This window comes from Marivirga tractuosa DSM 4126, assembly GCF_000183425.1.
GTDB classification, from domain to species: domain Bacteria; phylum Bacteroidota; class Bacteroidia; order Cytophagales; family Cyclobacteriaceae; genus Marivirga; species Marivirga tractuosa.
Genome location: NC_014759.1, coordinates 1,668,949 through 1,686,149, shown reverse-complemented (window position 1 = coordinate 1,686,149; position 17,201 = coordinate 1,668,949). Strand labels below are relative to the sequence as shown.

13 protein-coding genes are annotated in these 17,201 nt (G+C 36.3%); 9 read left to right on the top strand and 4 right to left on the bottom strand.

The genetic code is table 11. The annotated features are described in order from the left end of the window. Window positions 1-42 precede the first annotated feature (42 nt). Both FTRAC_RS06920 and FTRAC_RS06915 read right to left on the bottom strand, forming a co-directional pair. Window positions 43-924: a pirin family protein gene (locus tag FTRAC_RS06920; protein WP_013453522.1), complete on the bottom strand. Its 882-nt coding sequence runs from the start codon at window positions 922-924 to the stop codon at window positions 43-45. Between the two features lie 72 nt (window positions 925-996). Further along, on the bottom strand, window positions 997-1,569 hold the full coding sequence (locus FTRAC_RS06915) for a hypothetical protein (protein WP_013453521.1): 573 nt from the start codon (window positions 1,567-1,569) through the stop codon (window positions 997-999). Between the two features lie 416 nt (window positions 1,570-1,985). Between FTRAC_RS06915 and FTRAC_RS06910 the strand changes: the two genes are divergently transcribed. The 7 genes from FTRAC_RS06910 (at window position 1,986) to FTRAC_RS06880 (ending at window position 6,618) form a co-directional block, all read left to right on the top strand. Continuing rightward, the gene (locus FTRAC_RS06910) at window positions 1,986-2,519 is read left to right on the top strand and encodes an RNA polymerase sigma factor (RefSeq protein ID WP_041649597.1); all 534 of its coding nucleotides are present in this window, start codon (window positions 1,986-1,988) and stop codon (window positions 2,517-2,519) included. Beyond that, entirely contained in the window at window positions 2,488-3,009 is a 522-nt protein-coding gene (locus FTRAC_RS06905) for an anti-sigma factor (RefSeq protein WP_013453519.1), read from the top strand. Before FTRAC_RS06910 ends, FTRAC_RS06905 begins: the two co-directional genes overlap by 32 nt. 125 nt (window positions 3,010-3,134) lie before the next feature. Next, the gene (locus tag FTRAC_RS06900; protein WP_013453518.1) at window positions 3,135-3,665 is read left to right on the top strand and encodes a DUF4252 domain-containing protein; all 531 of its coding nucleotides are present in this window, start codon (window positions 3,135-3,137) and stop codon (window positions 3,663-3,665) included. Between the two features lie 76 nt (window positions 3,666-3,741). Then, window positions 3,742-4,326 carry a DUF4252 domain-containing protein gene (locus FTRAC_RS06895; RefSeq protein WP_013453517.1) on the top strand — a complete coding sequence of 195 codons (585 nt, stop codon included), beginning with the start codon at window positions 3,742-3,744 and terminating at the stop codon, window positions 4,324-4,326. A 4-nt stretch (window positions 4,327-4,330) separates the two neighbouring features. Next, window positions 4,331-5,233: an ABC transporter ATP-binding protein gene (locus tag FTRAC_RS06890; RefSeq protein WP_013453516.1), complete on the top strand. Its 903-nt coding sequence runs from the start codon at window positions 4,331-4,333 to the stop codon at window positions 5,231-5,233. Continuing rightward, complete coding sequence (locus tag FTRAC_RS06885; RefSeq protein WP_013453515.1) at window positions 5,230-6,045, top strand: ABC transporter permease subunit; 816 nt, start codon at window positions 5,230-5,232, stop codon at window positions 6,043-6,045. Before FTRAC_RS06890 ends, FTRAC_RS06885 begins: the two co-directional genes overlap by 4 nt. A gap of 3 nt (window positions 6,046-6,048) precedes the next feature. Next, a complete protein-coding gene (locus FTRAC_RS06880) occupies window positions 6,049-6,618 on the top strand; it encodes a uracil-DNA glycosylase family protein (protein WP_013453514.1) in 570 nt (189 codons plus the stop codon). 18 nt (window positions 6,619-6,636) lie between these two features. On the opposite strand, the gene FTRAC_RS06875 is transcribed toward FTRAC_RS06880, so the two are convergent. Continuing rightward, a complete protein-coding gene (locus tag FTRAC_RS06875) occupies window positions 6,637-7,779 on the bottom strand; it encodes a fatty acid desaturase family protein (protein ID WP_013453513.1) in 1,143 nt (380 codons plus the stop codon). 526 nt (window positions 7,780-8,305) lie between these two features. Then, window positions 8,306-9,376 (bottom strand): isoaspartyl peptidase/L-asparaginase family protein, encoded by a 1,071-nt coding sequence (locus FTRAC_RS06870; RefSeq protein ID WP_013453512.1) that lies wholly within the window; start codon window positions 9,374-9,376, stop codon window positions 8,306-8,308. A 134-nt stretch (window positions 9,377-9,510) separates the two neighbouring features. Here FTRAC_RS06870 and FTRAC_RS06865 point away from each other — a divergent pair, with 134 nt between their 5' ends. Next, window positions 9,511-14,250, top strand: a complete 4,740-nt coding sequence (locus FTRAC_RS06865; protein WP_013453511.1) for a tetratricopeptide repeat protein — start codon at window positions 9,511-9,513, stop codon at window positions 14,248-14,250. A gap of 482 nt (window positions 14,251-14,732) precedes the next feature. Next, the gene (locus FTRAC_RS06860) at window positions 14,733-17,027 is read left to right on the top strand and encodes an acyl-CoA dehydrogenase family protein (protein ID WP_013453510.1); all 2,295 of its coding nucleotides are present in this window, start codon (window positions 14,733-14,735) and stop codon (window positions 17,025-17,027) included. Window positions 17,028-17,201 lie beyond the last annotated feature (174 nt).

Here is a 17,201-nt window from a genome sequence, read left to right as displayed (position 1 = left end):
AAATACGGTCATTACAGAGTAAAGTTTATGGATCCATTTAAATCATTTTAATTTAAATGTAGGATACGGTACATAACCGTCATCTCCGGGAACCTTCGGGAATTTTTTATCAATCCAGTCTTGGCGAGCCTGCCTTAATACCTCCTTATCTGAAGAAACAAAATTCCAGTTTATATAACGTTCCTCTGGAAAAGGCTCTCCTCCAAAGATGTAGACTGTGCTATTTTTGTCCATTTCAAATTGGCATAAGGAGCTATCTTTAGCTATTAAGATTTGCTTGGGATTGTATTGATTGCCTTCGCTTTTTACATTTCCTTCTAAAATATACAAAGCACTTTCGCCAAACAGGTCCTTGCCAATATTTACTTTTTGCGCTTTGCTGCTTTTAATTTCAATAAAGTAGAGATTGCTGTGAACGGGAACAGGCGATTCCTTTCCAAAGGCTTTCCCAGCAATTAATTTGATTTCAAGGCCATCCTCATTCCATTGTGGAATTTTATCTGCATCGATATGCGTAAAGGAAGGATCTGAATTTTCCAGGCTTTTGGGGAGAGCTACCCAAATTTGTAAGCCGTGTAAATGCTTATCAGAATTTCTTAAATATTCTGGTGTTCGTTCTGAATGTACAACGCCCTTTCCAGCAGTCATCCAATTGACCGCTCCGGGTTTAATTTCAACTTCGCTCCCGATACTGTCTTTATGCATAATAGACCCTTCAAATAGATAGGTTAAGGTCGATAAGCCAATATGGGGATGTGGAGGAACATCTAAGTTTTCATGATCATTTAAAGCGGCAGGTCCCATATGATCTATAAAAACAAAAGGACCGACAGCTCTTTTTTGCTTGAAAGGCAGCAATCTGCCTACCATAAAATTGCCGATATCAGCAGCGCGTTCTTCTATTATTAAAGAAATATTTGACATATCACAAGATTGATTTTAAATCTGTTAAACTCCAATTAGCGGTTCTAAGTTTTTTCAAGAATCTGAAAATTATTACTTCTCCCAACCCCATGGTGCTTCGGGTGCTGCCACTTCTTCGGTCAAATCGAATTCCACTCTGATTGGTTTATCACTGCTTACCCGTCTAAGGTTGTAGGTAAAAGTAGAATCTGTAATACTTACCCACCAAACATTTCCAGCTGCATAAGGGATAAGATCTACCGTTTCTTGATCTGCGGGGAAATATTGTAATTCAGCAAATCCTGTATTTGGGCTCGTGCCTCCGTACATGGTAATTTCGTCTGGACTTCCATCTTCATGTCTATGGTCATGCTTTAATTGAATACTTTGATCATTCAAAGTGAAAACCCATGTTCTGGAGCGGTTTTCACCGACCACAAAGGGAATTCTTATTTGGCCCTCTCCGCAAGAAAGGAAATGCATCACCAAATCTTGCTGTTGAAAGTCTTTAGGAACCGGAGCAGTGACCACTTTCCCAGCATATGCTTTTCCGCAATGTTGCTCTAGTTTTTCCCAGAAAAGGAGGTGGTTGGCTTTTTCTTCTTGGGCGATAGAAAAGGAACTAAAAGAAAATAATAGTATTGTTAGGCTAAAAAGGAATTTCATGTTGAGGATTTTATAGTAAAGTTCGAAAGATACTTCTTTGGCTTGTTTTTACCATATTTATTTTGATTTAAAAAAATGATCATAGCCAATAAGACACCCCCCTTAGCCCCCGCCAGCTGGCGGGAAGACGCACAGAATTTGTTTTTATTTTTTAATTTGATTTGTATCAAAGTAAAAAAATATTTTCAAAAGGTATTATTTAATAATAGTGATGAAACCTATTGCTTTCTACTAAAATAAAATCTGTGAGAATTATCCCCTTGAGGGGATTATAGGGGTGTTGATAGAAAAATAAGCTAAATAAAATAATATTTATATAGCTGATTATCAGTAAAATAATTCATTAAATCCATATTTATTAAAATAAATTTAAATTCTCTGTAACTTTCACTTCAGTTGTGCATCTACCTATTGTAATGAGCGAAGAAAACTACTTTAAAAATATCTACCTGAGCCAGAAAAATAAGCTCTTCCGCTTTGGCTTCTTTTTTCTGAAAGATGAGGAGGAAGCTAAGGATGCGACTCAAGAAGCTTTAATCAAGATTTGGGACAAGCGAACAGACTGGGAGTCTGTGGATAATCCCGAGGCTTGGGCAATGCAAATTGTGAAGAATATTTGCTTGGATAGATTACGGAAGAAGAAAACTGTCCAAAAGCATCAGGATTCGCTCAAATTGGAGAAGACTTTTGGACAAGACCCTGGCACAATTTCCCTTTGGCAAGACCAATGGAAAATTATGCAGGAAGTGATGGAGCAGTTGAGCGAAAAGCAAAAAACAGTCTTCATTTTAAGAGAAGTGGAAGGAAATAGTTATCAGGAAATAGCAGAGACTTTGGAAATATCCGAAGCACAAGTGAAATCTGATCTCTTTCGCTCAAGAAAATTTTTGAAAGCAAGCATGCAAAAAATAAATGACCATGGCATTAGAAAAACTCGAACAATGGCTTGAAAAATACTGGCTGGGAGAACTCAGCCAAGTAGAGGAAATGCAGTTCAAAAGCGAACTGAAAGCCAATAAGGGAAGCCTTAAGGGTGAGCTTAAACAGATGGCTGAATGGTTTGAAAGCCATGAAGAAGTCAAAGAGCACTTAAGGTTGGATGATGATTTTGATGAAAAAGTTATGAACAAGATTCATCAAAAATCACAGCCAAAAGACAGCTGGAATTGGATGAAGGTTGCCGCCTCCATCTTGGTAGTATTCGCATTAGGTTTCTTCGCTTGGTGGATGCCACAGCAGCAAGAGCAAAAGCAATTGGCTCAGCAAGAAGAAAAAGCCTATAAAGAAGCAAAAGCTACTTTAGAGTTGATGGCTTCCATGATGAATCACGGAAAAAAGCATTTAAGCTCTCTTGAAATGATTAATACGGCACAAGAGAAAGTGAAAAACACTTTTCAACCGGATAGAAAAGAAAATAAAAAAGAAGGACAGGACGGATGATTAGATAGAATCAAGAGTCTAGAGTCTAGAATCTAGACAGGAGATAGGATCTTAGATCTTAAAGTCTTACATCTTAAATCTAAGTACCTAATACTTATTACTTAATACTTAAAACTCGAAAAAAAATGAAAAAGATAGGATTAATAGTTGCATTAGCTTTAGTAAGCATAGCAGCACAAGCGCAGAATTCAGAATTCATGAAATTTTATAATAAATACTCAGGTGACGAGACGTTTACTATAGTTTCAGTGAATCAAAGAATGATTGAATTATTCTCCAATTTTGAAGTAGAAGGAGAAGAAGAGGAAGCCATGAAGAAAGCAGTTTCAGGCTTGAAAGGAATTAAATTGATTGCCAATAGCAAAACTAGTAATGGCGCAGCTTTATTTTCAGAAGCAAATGCTGCCTTTTTAAAAGGATATGATGAATTGATGACCGTAAGAGATGGTGATTCTGATATTCGATTCTTAATACAAGAAAAAGGAGGCATGGTGAATGAATTGGTCATGTTAGTAGGAAGTGACAGCAGCTTCGTAGCGGCTAGCATTTTTGGTGAAATCGACTTAAAGCAAATGTCGAAAATGGCGAAAGGCTTAAATATTTCAGGAATGGAAAATTTAGAGCAACTGGAAAATATGGAAGATGACCAAAAGTAATCTCAAAAAATAAACTTAATTTTAGCAAGGATAGGCTTATGCTTACCTTGCTTTTTTCATTTAAACTAATTTGACCATGCGAATTTTAATTCTATCTATACTCAGCATTCTTATTTTTTCTGCTTGTGAGAAGAAAATTGAAGATCCACTTAAAAGTCTTCAAGAAAAGGAAATCCATACCTTAAACATTAATCTTTATCCTAGCAATTTGAAAATGATCAATACCAAAAATGATCCTAATTTTGCTGAGGCAACGAAAGGTATTCAAAAACTGCATGTATTACAGATAAAATGGGATAGGGAATCTAAAAAAGCGGACTATGCTGAATGGAAAAGTCAGCAAGATTTCAACGATTGGGAATCTATTTTTTCTGCTAGAATGGAAAATGCGGATATTGAAATTAAAGCACCAGAAGGTAGGAAAGATATTCTCTTTGCTTCTGCTGACACCAAGGACGGTCTTTTTGTTGGTTTTCTGGAAGGAACATTCGATATTTCACAAGTTCCAGCTCTAATGAAAGCAGATTTAGACTTAGGCCCTATAGGCGACTTTATTCAAGACAAAGAAAAGCAAAAGGAACATAGAGAGAAGGTGAGAAAGATGCATAAGGAAATGAAGGGCGATTCCACTGAGAAACAATCTGAAAGCACTGAAGAATAGATTTATGGCTGAAAATATATTAGAGATTTCAGGTCTGAATAAGCGATATGGAAATATTCAGGCAGTAAATGATCTCGAGTTAAAAGTTGAGAAGGGAACTGTTTTTGGGCTTTTAGGCCCCAACGGAAGTGGTAAAAGTACAACATTAGGAATTCTTTTAGGTGTTGTGCAAAAGGATTCTGGTATGTTCAAATGGTTCGGAGAAGAACCCACTGCAGCCCAAAGAAGGCGGTTGGGAGCCATTTTAGAAAGCCCTACTTTTTATCCCTATCTTTCTGGAATTCAAAATTTGAAGATCGTCTGCAAGATTAAAAAGGTTTCTGACAGCAGAATTATGGAAGTTTTGGAGCAAGTTGGACTGGCGCAAAGAGCAAAATCTCCTTTCAAAACCTATTCACTCGGTATGAAACAAAGATTAGCCATTGCTTCTGCCTTGCTTTCTGACCCAGAAGTTTTGATTTTGGATGAACCTACAAATGGTTTAGACCCCCAAGGAATTGCAGAAATCAGAGAGCTGATTGTTAATATTGCCGAGCAAGGAAAAACGATCATTTTAGCAAGTCATTTATTGGATGAAGTCCAAAAAGTATGTACTCATTTTGCGGTTTTAAAGCAAGGAGAGAAGATCTTTCAAGGTACAGTTGCTGAAAGCTTAATGGGCAATGAGGGAGTAGAGTTATTAGCAGAAGATTTAGAGACTTTGAAATCCGTAGTAGGTAGTTTTCCATCTTTTGTAGATATGAAACTCAATAATTTGGGAAGATTGGAAGTGCAGCTGTCAAATGAAAGTCCGATTCAGGAGTTCCACCGATTTTTAATTGACAAGGGTGTTGTTTTAACACATTTAGCTTACATCAATAAATCTCTGGAGAAACAATTTTTACAACTTTTATCCGCTGAGTCATGATATTAAAATATTTACAAATAGAATGGTTGAAGCTTAAAAACTATAAGACTTTTATTAGGCTTGCCTCGCTTTACTTTTTGCTTTTACTATTGATTTTAAGTAGTGTAAAACTACTCCTTTCATGGATGACTAGCATGGGCGCAGAATTTCAGGGAATTAGTCCTGATATCATCCCATTTTATAATTTCCCTGATGTGTGGCAGAATCTCACGTATCTAGCATCTTATTTAAAGTTTTTCTTAGCTTTTATTGTGATCATATCGGTCACAAATGAATATTCGTATAGAACAATTCGGCAGAACATCATCGATGGAATGTCACCCACTGAATTTTTATTGGCAAAGCAAAGTATGATTTTTGCTTTTAGCCTTTTTAATATGTTGGTTATTTGGTTATCAGGAACCTTAATGGGGCTTTTCTATGGCTCAGGATTCAGTTTTAGTTTGTACACGATGGACATGGAATTTCTCTTGGCTCACTTTCTTGAATTAGTAACTTTCTTGAATTTGGCAATGCTGATATCCGTGCTAATGAAAAAAGCCGGTTTTGCGATTATAGGCTTATGTTTCTATGCTATTTTCTTAGAGCCTGCTGTGGTTGGAATACTAAATTATAAGTTTGATGATCACTGGTTAATTACCCTTTTCCCGATCCATGCTGTAAACAATTTGATTGAAATTCCTTTTCAGCGTTATGTATTTATGGAAATTCAGGATTTTGTGAAAGTAAGTAGTGCCTTAATTGCATTGGCTTGGTTAGCGATCAGTGTCGGATTGAATTATTATTTAATAGCTAAAAGGGATGTGAATTGATGTATGCATGATTTACTTCATGATATAAGAAATTGTACAGAATGCCTAGCTGATCTGCCTATGGGAGCCAATCCTATAGTGCAGGCATCTTCGCAAAGTAAAATCGCCATTATTGGTCAAGCGCCAGGTATTGCTGTTCATCAGTCTGGGATTCCTTGGGATGACAAAAGTGGGGATAATTTAAGGAACTGGTTAGGAGTGGACAAGAATCAGTTTTATGATGAGGAGGTTTTTGCTTTAATTCCTATGGGCTTATGTTATCCTGGAACAGGGAAATCTGGTGATCTAGCACCCATGAAAATCTGTGCCCCACTTTGGCATAAAAGATTATTCCAGGCTATGACCGAAGTAAAATTGACCTTGCTGTTGGGGAAATATGCACAGGGTTTTTACTTAGGGAAACAAGCTAAATCATCTCTGACTAAAACAGTGCAATCTTTTGAAGAGTATAGGCCGGAATATTTACCGCTACCTCATCCTTCCCCAAGAAACAATATATGGCAAAGCAAAAATCCGTGGTTTAAAGCAGAGGTCTTGCCTTACTTAAAATCACGGATTTCAGATATAATTTAATTTCGATTTAGAAATGGATTATGCTACCGCTGGAATAGGCGCAGTTTTTATTTCCTTAACCTTTTTATCATAACTTCCAGTTCCTAGTTGATTTAAGAGAGAAAAATGGCTTTTCAGTGCCACACCAAAAGATTTATGGTGATGATAAGGAACACCATATTCTGCAGCTGTTTTCTTCACTATAGGCGCAATTTTATCATAATGAATATGACAAATATTGGGGAATAAGTGGTGTTCAATCTGATGATTTAATCCTCCTACTATCCAAGAAAACCATTTTGAAGAATTTCCGAAATTAGAGGTAGTACGCATTTGATGAACTGCCCAGTTATTTTCTACACTGCCATTTTCGTCCACTTGATAAAAGTCAGTTTCAGTAATAACATGAGCGGGTTGGAAAACCAATGCCAATACAAGACCACTAATAAATTGCATTAATAGAAAGGCTAAAATGACTTGCCACCAAACTATTCCAGTGATCAAAATTGGCGCTACTAATGTTAGGGCTACATACCATGTTTTATTAAATAACATTAAGCCCAAGCCTTTTTTGAAAGTCAATCCCTGACCTTTAAGAAGCCCTCGTTTATTATAGCTAATAAGTTGATCAATATCTTTGGCTACTAGCCAATAGAAAGTCATGAGGCCGTATAATAACGGAGCATAAAATGCTTGGAATCTAAATATACCTTTGCGTTCTTGATGTGGTGAAAATCTAATAATTCCTTTTTTATCAATGTCTTCATCATACTCATCAATATTGGTGAAAGAATGATGCAAGACATTATGCTGGATTTTCCAATTGATGTGGTAAGCACCTAGGAAATTGGCTGTAAAGCCTAAAGCTTTGTTTATCTTATTGTTTTTGGAATAAACTCCATGATTGGCATCGTGCATCACACATAGTCCAATTCCTGCCATACCAAAGCCCATAACAATATAAAGTGGAAATGCTATTGCAAAGCTGCTAACTACCCCACTTAGGAGGAATGCCAATGGAATGAAGTACAATAGAAGCATGAAAACAGTTTTAGCTCTCATGGCATTATTTGCATATTTTGACAAATTATTGTCTGCAAAATATTGATTTACTCTTTTTCTTAGGGTGCTTACAAATTCTGGGTTGTCGTTCGCGTTAAATTTTACTGTGTTCTTGTTCATAAATTATTGTTAATACTACAAGGTAGCCTAAATCCAAAGAAATATGTCATTTGAGTTCAACTTTTAGACGAAAGTATCCAACTTGCATAATTTCAATCTTATTAAACCGTCAATATTAGAATAGTACATTTTGCATTATGAAGTCTAATAAGATTGTTTTAATTGACTTTCAGGTTGACTTAATATATTTTCTACGTTATTTGAATTTGACTAATCAAGTTCATGCTGATTTAATTAAATTAAAGCTATTTTTAATAATAATTATCGAATTGATGATTTTCAATTATTAACATAATTGAGTTTGTTTATTTTACCAAAGTTAAGATAGGTTTTCTTTGAAAAATACATTTATGTTTAATGATTTGGTGTATTAACTAAACATAAATTGAACAAAAAAATGCAGTAATAATAATATACGTATGTAAATAAATCGGATGAATAATAGAGCGTTTTTGTCATTTGAAAAGTAAGGCCATGCCTGATTTTCAGACATGGCTTTATTTTAAATCAAACATTTGTTCAATTATTATTCCTCATCTTTATAAATAAACACCTTTGGAGAATCTTTTTCATTCATATAACCCCTATACATTCCTGAAGTATTGAAAGGCATGGTTATGTTACCAGCTTTGTCTAATGCTATAAAGCCGCCCGAGCCTCCAAATTCCACCAATTCTTCATAAACTATTTTATTAGCTGCAGCATCCAAACTCATGCCAGCATACTTCATTTTAGCGGCTACATCGTAAGCCACTACAGACCGGATAAAATACTCACCATGCCCTGTAGCAGAAACCCCACAAGTTTCATTGTCGGCATAAGTTCCAGCTGCAATAATGGGTGCATCTCCAATTCTTCCATATCTTTTATTGGTCATTCCACCAGTTGATGTTCCGGCAGCAATATTTCCATCTTTATCCAATGCTACGCAACCAACTGTTCCGAATTTACTATCAGGAAAATCTACTAAGGCAGCACTCCTGTCTTTTTCCTCTTCTCTTTTCTTTACTCTTTGCAAGGCATCATATCTGCTTTGCGTAAAGAAATATTCCGGATCCACTAGTTCCAGTCCTTGTTCTCCTGCAAATTGCTCAGCGCCTGTTCCTGACATCATTACGTGCGGGCTATCGTCCATCACAGAAAGAGCTGCTAGAATTGGACTTTTGATGGTAGATACTCCTGCTACAGCTCCTGCGTCTCGAGTTTTACCATCCATGACTGCTGCATCCAATTCATTTTTACCTTCATTTGTGAAAACGGCTCCAACTCCTGCGTTAAATAATGGAGATTCTTCCATAATCTGAATTGCGGCAATCACCGCATCCATTGCAGGCGCTCCTGATTCCAGCTTAGCATATCCTGCCTCTAAAGCTTCAGATAGTTTTGCTCTGTATTCAGCATCCTGCTCTTCGGTCATGTTTTCACGCTTTATCGTGCCAGCCCCTCCATGAATCACTAAACTGATAGGCCCTTGTTTTATTTCTTTTTCCTCTGTTTCAATCGCCCTATCTTCAGTAGCTTCTCTTGTAGTTGGATCACAAGCTGCAATAAAGAAAAATAGTAGAAGGGCTAAGTAGTAATAGTATGTCTTTTTCATATTTGTGTAATTTTTGAATTCAATATACTTAACTATGAGACTTTAACCAAGATGAATAACTAAAGCGGTTATTTTCTTCCATAAACGCCAAAAATTCAATAATTTTCGTGAATCTTTTTTTAAATCTTTGATTTATGCAGAAAATATATAGAAATATTCTCACCATCATTTTTTCAATGTTCTCGCTATTGGCTTTTTCGCAAGCAGAACGGAGTTTGTATTTTGTACAGACTTATGACAATTCCGGCCAACCATTACAAAAGGGTACAGCATTAATTTTGGATGGTCAGGGAACGGGAACCACCCATCAAAACTTGTTTATAGGTGCCACTAGTGCTAAAGTTTTTACGCAAGACAGCACTGTTCATAATATTTCTACTTTTAATGCCCATGATCCAGCAAGTGGTTTAGTGAAATTTGCAGTGGACAATAATTTAAGTACCAAATTTCAGAAAGTGCCTATTAAGAAAGGTGATTTTAAGGAAGGAAGTGCTGCAAAGCTATTGCAAACTACAGGTATTCAAAAAACAGAAAATAGTGATGTAAAGATATCTAAATCAAAAGAAATTGAGGGTTATGGTCAGTTTGCTGTAATTCCAGATAACTTAAATAAATCTGCCATTGGTGCAGCAGTACTTGTAGGTAACGATTTTGTCGGTATTATTTTAAATAAAGTGAATGGTGTGAATGGTGCTGTGATAGTCGACCTAAGTCGTTTAGAGAAAGCAAATTCCATTACCTATGGATTTTCAAATTTTACTCAAAGAATTAACGAAAATGCACATCTCTTATCTGCCCTGAATGCTTATGCAAACAAAGATTGGTCTACTGCTTTAAAAGCGTTTGAAGAATTCGCTAATAATAATTCCAAAGACGACTTTGTATGGAAAATGGCAGGTTATTCTGCTTTTGAGACCGGAAATTATGATAAGGTCATAAGTAATTTGACTAATGCATTTAAAATAAAATCTAGTCCAAGAGCTTACTCTATTAGAGCCTTTGCTTATTTTGAACAGAAAAAATATACGGAAGCAATTAATGACTTTGCACAGGGCCAAGCCGAAAAAGTGGATGAAGCCAAATGGCATGCTTATAAGGGAATTGCTCATTATGAATCAGAGCAATTAGATCAGGCTATTCCTGATTTGGAAAAAGCAGTAGAGTTAAATAATGAAGATCCGCAAGTAAGCTACTATTTAGGAAATGCTCAATTCAAAAAAGAGGCTTTTGATAAAGCTATAACTGCTTACAACCAATCCGAAAAATTAGGCTACGAATCAGAAGTACTTTTCAATAACAGGGGTAAAGCCAAATTCCTGCTTGGAAAGTATGAAGCAGCAATTAAGGATTATACAACTTCTTTGGGTTTAAAAGCAAATTATCAAACGGCTTTGGAGAATAGGGGAGCAGCTTACTACAAAATTGAAGACTGGGATAATTCTATTAAGGATTATGAAAAAGCAATTCAATCGGGTGCCAGTGATGCCGATGTTTTCCTACAATTAGCCGAGGCTCATTTTAAAACTGAAAATTATTCTTCCGCCATCACAAATTTTGATAAAGCTATAAATGCTGGTAAAAATGATGCTGAAGTTTACAGAAAAAGAGGAATTGCTCATTTAGAAGAAGGCAACAATGATAAAGCAATAGCAGATTTCAATGCAGCCGTTCAAAGAGGAGCTAATGATGGTAAAATATTCCAGCTTTTGGGCACAGCCCAATTCGAAAAAGGAACTTATGAAGAAGCACTTCAAAATTTAGAAAGAGCTATCTCATTTCAAGTAAGCGATAGTACTCTTTATAAAAATGCAGCCATTGCAAGTCAAAAATTGAATAGAAATGAAGGAGCGATCTCTTACTTCAAAAAGGCCATAGCAAATGGGGCAAAATCTCCCGATGTTTTTGAGCAATATGCAGTGCTTTTATATGAAACCGGAAATTTACCAGAAGCTAAAATCAATATCGAAAGAGCAATTTCAGCGGGAGCAACTGGAGAAAGGCTATTTCTATATAAAGGATATTTGGCATTAGCTGATGAAAATTGGGGTGCTGCCATTTCATCTTTGCAGAAAGCAAAAGATGGAGGAGTAAAAGAAGCAGAATTATATTCCGCTACAGGAAAAGCCTATTATCATAAAGATGATTATAATTCAGCTATTGAAAGCTTAAAACAAGCCTTACAAGCTGGGGATAGATCTGCAGAAAACTATGAATTATTGGGGCAATCTTATTTTGAGGTAGGGAATTATGCGGAAGCGGCCAGATCATTAAATTCAGCTATTCAAGGGGGGATTAGTAATCAATCGGTATATTTTGCTTTGGGGCAATCATTATATGAGCAAGGAAATTTCAAAAGTGCAGTTGATGCATTAACCAAGGCTGAAGAGCAAGGAGAAAGTAGTTTGATTTTATTTGAAAAAAGAGGACTGGCTCATAATGAATTAAAATCGGCTGAACCCGCTATTGCAGATCTATCTAAAGCAGCTGAAAAAGGGAGTAAAACGATTGAGGTTTATGTGAATTTGGGAAATCTCTATTTCCGAGAACAAAATCTATTAAAAGCTGTAGAATCTTATGATAAGGCAATCAGTTTAGGTGCAAAAGATGCCATTATTTATAACAATAGGGGAAAAGCTAAATTTTTACAGGATAAAATCTCAGAAGCCATAGCCGATTATGATTTGGCTTTAGCTGAAAAGCCTGATTATGATCAAGCTTTACTGAATAGAGGTTCTGCTCACTATAAACAAAAAAATTATTCAGCTTCCATTGCTGATTTAGAAAAAACCGAGAAAAAAAGTCCTGAAGTGACGGAAATGTTAGGTTTAGCTTATTACAAAACTAAACAGTTTGAAAAGGCATTATCGAATATGGAATTAGCCATCAGTGGAGGGGTGAAAAATGCTGAACTGCATTATTTCAAAGGAAATATATTATATGACAAAGAGGAATATCGTCAGGCAGTGAACGATTTTCAAAAAGCAGAAGAAGGAGGAATAAGTGAGGGTGATTTATATGCTAAAATGGGAAATGCTTTTTTTGAATTGGGAAATTTCAGCCAATCAGCTGAGCAATTGAGAAAAGCAGTAGATAAAGGTGTTTCAGACCAAAAAGTGATTGAGAATTTAGGGAATGCACTTTATGAAGGAAAGAAATATGAAGAGGCTAGTAAATTTTTGCAAAAGGCCATAGGATTTGGTACACAAAATCCAAAAACTCATTATCACTATGCAAACACCTTATTTCGTGAAGATAGATTTAAGGATGCTATCAAATCTTACGATGAAGCAATTGGATTGGGTCAAAGGGATGAAGTGATATATAATAACAGGGGAAAGGCTAAGGCTAAATTAGAGCAGTTTGAAGCTGCTATTCAAGATTATAAACAGTCCCTATCTATTAATGAGAATTACGGACAAGCCATTCTAAATAGAGGAAATGCCTATTTCGAAATGGAAGCTTATCAAGAGGCTTTAAATGATTTTGAAAAGTCTGTGGAATTAAGTCAAACTGATAATGATACATTTACAAAAATGGGACTTTCCTACTACAAGCTCGGGAATTTTGAGCAAGCAATTGTCATGATGGATCAAGCTTATCAAACTGGAAATCAATCAGCAGATGTGTTCTACGGAAGAGGAAATGCTTATTATAGCCTAGGAGAGATTGAAAAGGCGTATTCTGATTTAAATCAGGCGATTACTTTTGGTGATAAACATCCTGAGACTTACTTCAACAGAGGGGAAATTAATTTCCAGAAAGAAGAATTTGAACTAGCCTTATCTGACTTTAATAAAGCAGAGGAGTATGGTAGCAAAGCAGAAAGACTTTATTTCCTAAGGGCTAAAACACATTATGCGTTAGATAATTGGCAAAAAGCGTTGGCAGATTTTAATTTAGCTATTGCTGCTGATAAAGAATTGTATGAAGCCTATGCCTTACGAGGTAATACCAAGTTCCGGTTAGATGATCTTACTGGAGCCATCAACGATTATAATATAGCGATTGCAGGAGGTATTAAAGAAGCAATCTATTTCAATAATAGAGGTAAAGCCAAACAGTTAAATGGTAATCTTGAACAGGCAATTGAAGATTATGATCAGGCAATTGCAACTGATGGAGAATATGCTAGGGCTTATGAGAATAGGGCATCAGCAAGATATGAACTGGAAAATTATGCAGGAGTGATAGAGGATGTGGAAAAATTGGAAGATTTAGAAGAGGCTGGCCCAAACGCTTTTTACATTAAAGCTGAATCATATTATGCCGTAGAAGATTGGGTTGGCGCAATTTCTTATTTTGAAAGATCTATTCAGGGGGAAGTTGTGAAAGCAGATTCCTATTTTAAAAGGGGTAGGTCTTATTTGGAGGTTGAAGATTACCAAGCCGCTTTAGACGATTTCAATCGAGCAGCAGAAGCTGATCCATCTAATGCAAGCATTTATTTATATAGGGCGCAGTGTTATTTGTATTTAGGAGATGTGCGTTATGCAGCTGAAGATTACTCTAAAGCCATTACCCTTGAACCTGAAAATACGGATGCTTATTACAATAGAGCTATTTTAAGAGAAGAAACTGAAAACTGGGAAGGAGCTTTGCAAGATTACGACAAGGTAGTTCAACTGAATCCTGAGGATGCATCAGCTTATTATTATAGAGGAAATGTAAAAGCTGTGCTAGAAAATTATCAGCCAGCATTAAAAGATTTGAATAAAGCAATTGAATTGAATTCTGAAGATGCTTCTTACTATAAGTTAAGAGGGAATATTCATTATCAGCTAGAAGATGACTTGAAAGCATGTGAAGATTGGGAAAGAGCTAAAAATATGGGGGATGATAGTGTGAATTATTATTTGAGACAATATTGTGAATAGGAGAAACTAGGACCAAGAGTCAAGAACTTAGAATATGGAAGTGTTAATCGGTAATTTACTTGTTTGAATTCAGTATTGCTCTTCAAGACTAACTATATAAGGTCGTTCCTGCGGAACTTACAGATATTTTATTGACTTATTGTTACCATAAGTTCGTTCCTCTGGAACTCAGGATAAATTTTTCAATTTGACTTAGTTCATTCACTCGAGAAAAGATATATTTGAGTTGAAGGTAACAAAACCTATGAGTTTCAGGCTCCTTCGGAGTCCACATCTAGTAACGTCAATCTGTTAGCTTAACCTTAGCTCTGTAAGAGCGACCTTAAACACCCATCACCCCACATCCTACTTCCACTTGTTTTCATTGCTATCACTGAATCTGCAGCAGAGGCCTAATTTCCCCCTTGGGGATTAAGCGGCTTTCTAAACTATGCCCCATCTCCTGCGTTTACTCTAGGAAAATAATTCAATAATTAGAGTTTATGCTGAATTCTGTCCAATTTTCTAAAAACCCGAATCTGTACATTTTCTTACCACTATTTTATACACTTTGGGAAGATTTTAGTTTGTCTAAATTTGACGTTGAGACCATGCGGAAGCTGGTCAATTCGCAATCGTGGTTGGAAAGAGAAGAAGTTGAACTTCTTGAGCAATATTTGAACCCAAATCAAAAACCATCTGCTCAGGAACTGAAAAATTGGCGTAACCAGATTCAATTCATCAAACCGAAAAATTTAAAGAATTTGACGGCTCTGGGTTTGGAACTGGTGAAGGCTCATCGAAATCGTCATGAATTGCAAATATCAGAAAAAGATAAAGAAGCTTTTAAAACTGCTGAGAAGGAATTAGGCTTAATTTTTAATGAATCAGCCTACAGATTTGAAAATACCCATTCTACCGTTACCTCCGAACAGGAATCAAAATCTTCCTTTGATCCTAAATTGATGCAAGAGATTTTAGATGGCTCAAAAATTGAATTGATTCAAAAAGTAAAAGATACTTTAACGAAACCTGAATTTGCATATCATCAACATGAAAAAATAGCGGATCAAAGAGGGCAAGTTTTAGAATGGTGTAAATTATTAGCAAAAGAAGGCTATGGTTCTTGGGCTTTTCCTAGAGAATATGGTGGAAGAGAAGATATGGAAGGCTACTTCACCATTATGGAAACCTTGAGTTATCATGATCTGAGCATGGTCATAAAATTCGGTGTGCAATTCGGGCTTTGGGGAATGAGCATCTATTTCTTGGGAACTGAAAAGCACCATCAAAAATATTTGAAAGAAATAGGTTCATTGGAATTACCTGGCTGTTTTGCTATGACGGAAACTAACCATGGTTCCAATGTAAGAGGATTGGAAACAACCGCCACTTACAATCATAAAGACAAAACATTCACCATTCATACTCCACACCAAGATGCCAGAAAGGAATACATTGGCAATGCTGCTTTGCATGGTCAGAAAGCTACTGTATTTGCAAAATTAATTATAGATGGAGAGGATTATGGAGTCAATACTTTTGTGGTTCCATTACGAAATAAATCTGGTGAATTGCATCCTGGAGTAGAGATTGAAGATTGCGGTCATAAGATGGGTTTAAATGGTGTGGACAATGGCTTAATTGCATTTAATAAAGTAGTAATTCCTAAAGAAGATATGCTGGATCGATTTGCCTCAGTGGATGATGAAGGGAGATTTAAAAGCTCCATTTCATCGGATAACAAGCGGTTTTTCACCATGTTAGGAACTTTAGTAGGTGGAAGAATTGGAGTTCCTCGGTCGGGATTATCTGCTGCCAAATCAGGTTTGACTATAGCCATTCGGTACGCCAACCAACGCAAGCAATTTGGTCCTGAAGGTGGGGGAGAAGTACCTATCTTAAATTATAGAATGCACCAAAGAAGGTTGATGCCATTAGTAGCTAAAAGCTATGCTATGCATTTTGCTTTGAAATACTTGACCAATCGTTTTCTTACCAAATCTGAGGAGGAAGGGCAAGAAATTGAAGCCTTGGCAGCCGGCATGAAAGCTTACGGAACATGGTTTACCACTGAAACACTGCAAGAATGCAGAGAAGCCTGTGGAGGGAAAGGATATTTATCAGAGAACAGAATTGATGCATTGAAAAGTGACACGGATGTTTACACCACTTTTGAAGGTGACAATACGGTCTTGATGCAATTAGTTGCCAAAAGTCGGTTGACTGAATTCAAGCAAGAAATGGGGGATATGAATTTCACCACCATTTTTAATTACCTAAGTAAGCAAGCCAAAACGTCCATAACAGAAAAGAATCCAATTACTGTAAGAAGTACTGATGAGAAGCATTTATTGGATTTTGAATTCCATTTAAATGCATTCAAGTACAGGGAACGGGCAATAGTGGCTTCAGCCGGCCAGCGTATTAAAAGATTGGTTGATGAAGGAATGGATTCATTTGATGCAGTAAACGTAGCGCAACATCACCTGATAAATGTTGGGCGTTCTTATATTGAAAGAAAAGTATTAGAACGATTTCAATTGGCTGTGGAGACCACACAAAATAAAGCTTGTAGGGAAGCATTGCAACAGTTATGTCAGTTATATGCTTTGCACACAATCGAGCAAAACAAGGGTTGGTATTTAGAGCAAGGCTATATGGAAGGTGTGAAAACTAAAGCGATCCGTAAAATGGTCAATCAATTATGTTGGGAATCCAGACAAGATGCCATCGGATTCACTGATGCATTTGGTATTCCAGATAAATTGCTGGCTGCGCCTATAGCATTTAATTAGTATTGAGTAGTGAGTACCGGGTATTGAGATGACGGTTAATCTATTTGAGTATTGACCTAGGAAAATCAAACTTCTCAGGTTCCAATTCTGATCCCTCTTAATGTTAATAAGGTAAGAGGATTTCAGGTTTCCGCTTTAGCGAAAAACCTTTTGTTTTCTTTTGTATCTATTGTA

Excerpts from the sequence above, each read along its gene's own strand:
- FTRAC_RS06920 (WP_013453522.1), bottom strand. The coding sequence starts at position 924 with ATGTCAAATATTTCTTTAATAATAGAAGAACGCGCTGCTGATATCGGC.
- FTRAC_RS06915 (WP_013453521.1), bottom strand. The coding sequence starts at position 1,569 with ATGAAATTCCTTTTTAGCCTAACAATACTATTATTTTCTTTTAGTTCC.
- FTRAC_RS06910 (WP_041649597.1), top strand. The coding sequence starts at position 1,986 with ATGAGCGAAGAAAACTACTTTAAAAATATCTACCTGAGCCAGAAAAAT.
- FTRAC_RS06905 (WP_013453519.1), top strand. The coding sequence starts at position 2,488 with ATGGCATTAGAAAAACTCGAACAATGGCTTGAAAAATACTGGCTGGGA.
- FTRAC_RS06900 (WP_013453518.1), top strand. The coding sequence starts at position 3,135 with ATGAAAAAGATAGGATTAATAGTTGCATTAGCTTTAGTAAGCATAGCA.
- FTRAC_RS06895 (WP_013453517.1), top strand. The coding sequence starts at position 3,742 with ATGCGAATTTTAATTCTATCTATACTCAGCATTCTTATTTTTTCTGCT.
- FTRAC_RS06890 (WP_013453516.1), top strand. The coding sequence starts at position 4,331 with ATGGCTGAAAATATATTAGAGATTTCAGGTCTGAATAAGCGATATGGA.
- FTRAC_RS06885 (WP_013453515.1), top strand. The coding sequence starts at position 5,230 with ATGATATTAAAATATTTACAAATAGAATGGTTGAAGCTTAAAAACTAT.
- FTRAC_RS06880 (WP_013453514.1), top strand. The coding sequence starts at position 6,049 with ATGCATGATTTACTTCATGATATAAGAAATTGTACAGAATGCCTAGCT.
- FTRAC_RS06875 (WP_013453513.1), bottom strand. The coding sequence starts at position 7,779 with ATGAACAAGAACACAGTAAAATTTAACGCGAACGACAACCCAGAATTT.
- FTRAC_RS06870 (WP_013453512.1), bottom strand. The coding sequence starts at position 9,376 with ATGAAAAAGACATACTATTACTACTTAGCCCTTCTACTATTTTTCTTT.
- FTRAC_RS06865 (WP_013453511.1), top strand. The coding sequence starts at position 9,511 with ATGCAGAAAATATATAGAAATATTCTCACCATCATTTTTTCAATGTTC.
- FTRAC_RS06860 (WP_013453510.1), top strand. The coding sequence starts at position 14,733 with ATGCTGAATTCTGTCCAATTTTCTAAAAACCCGAATCTGTACATTTTC.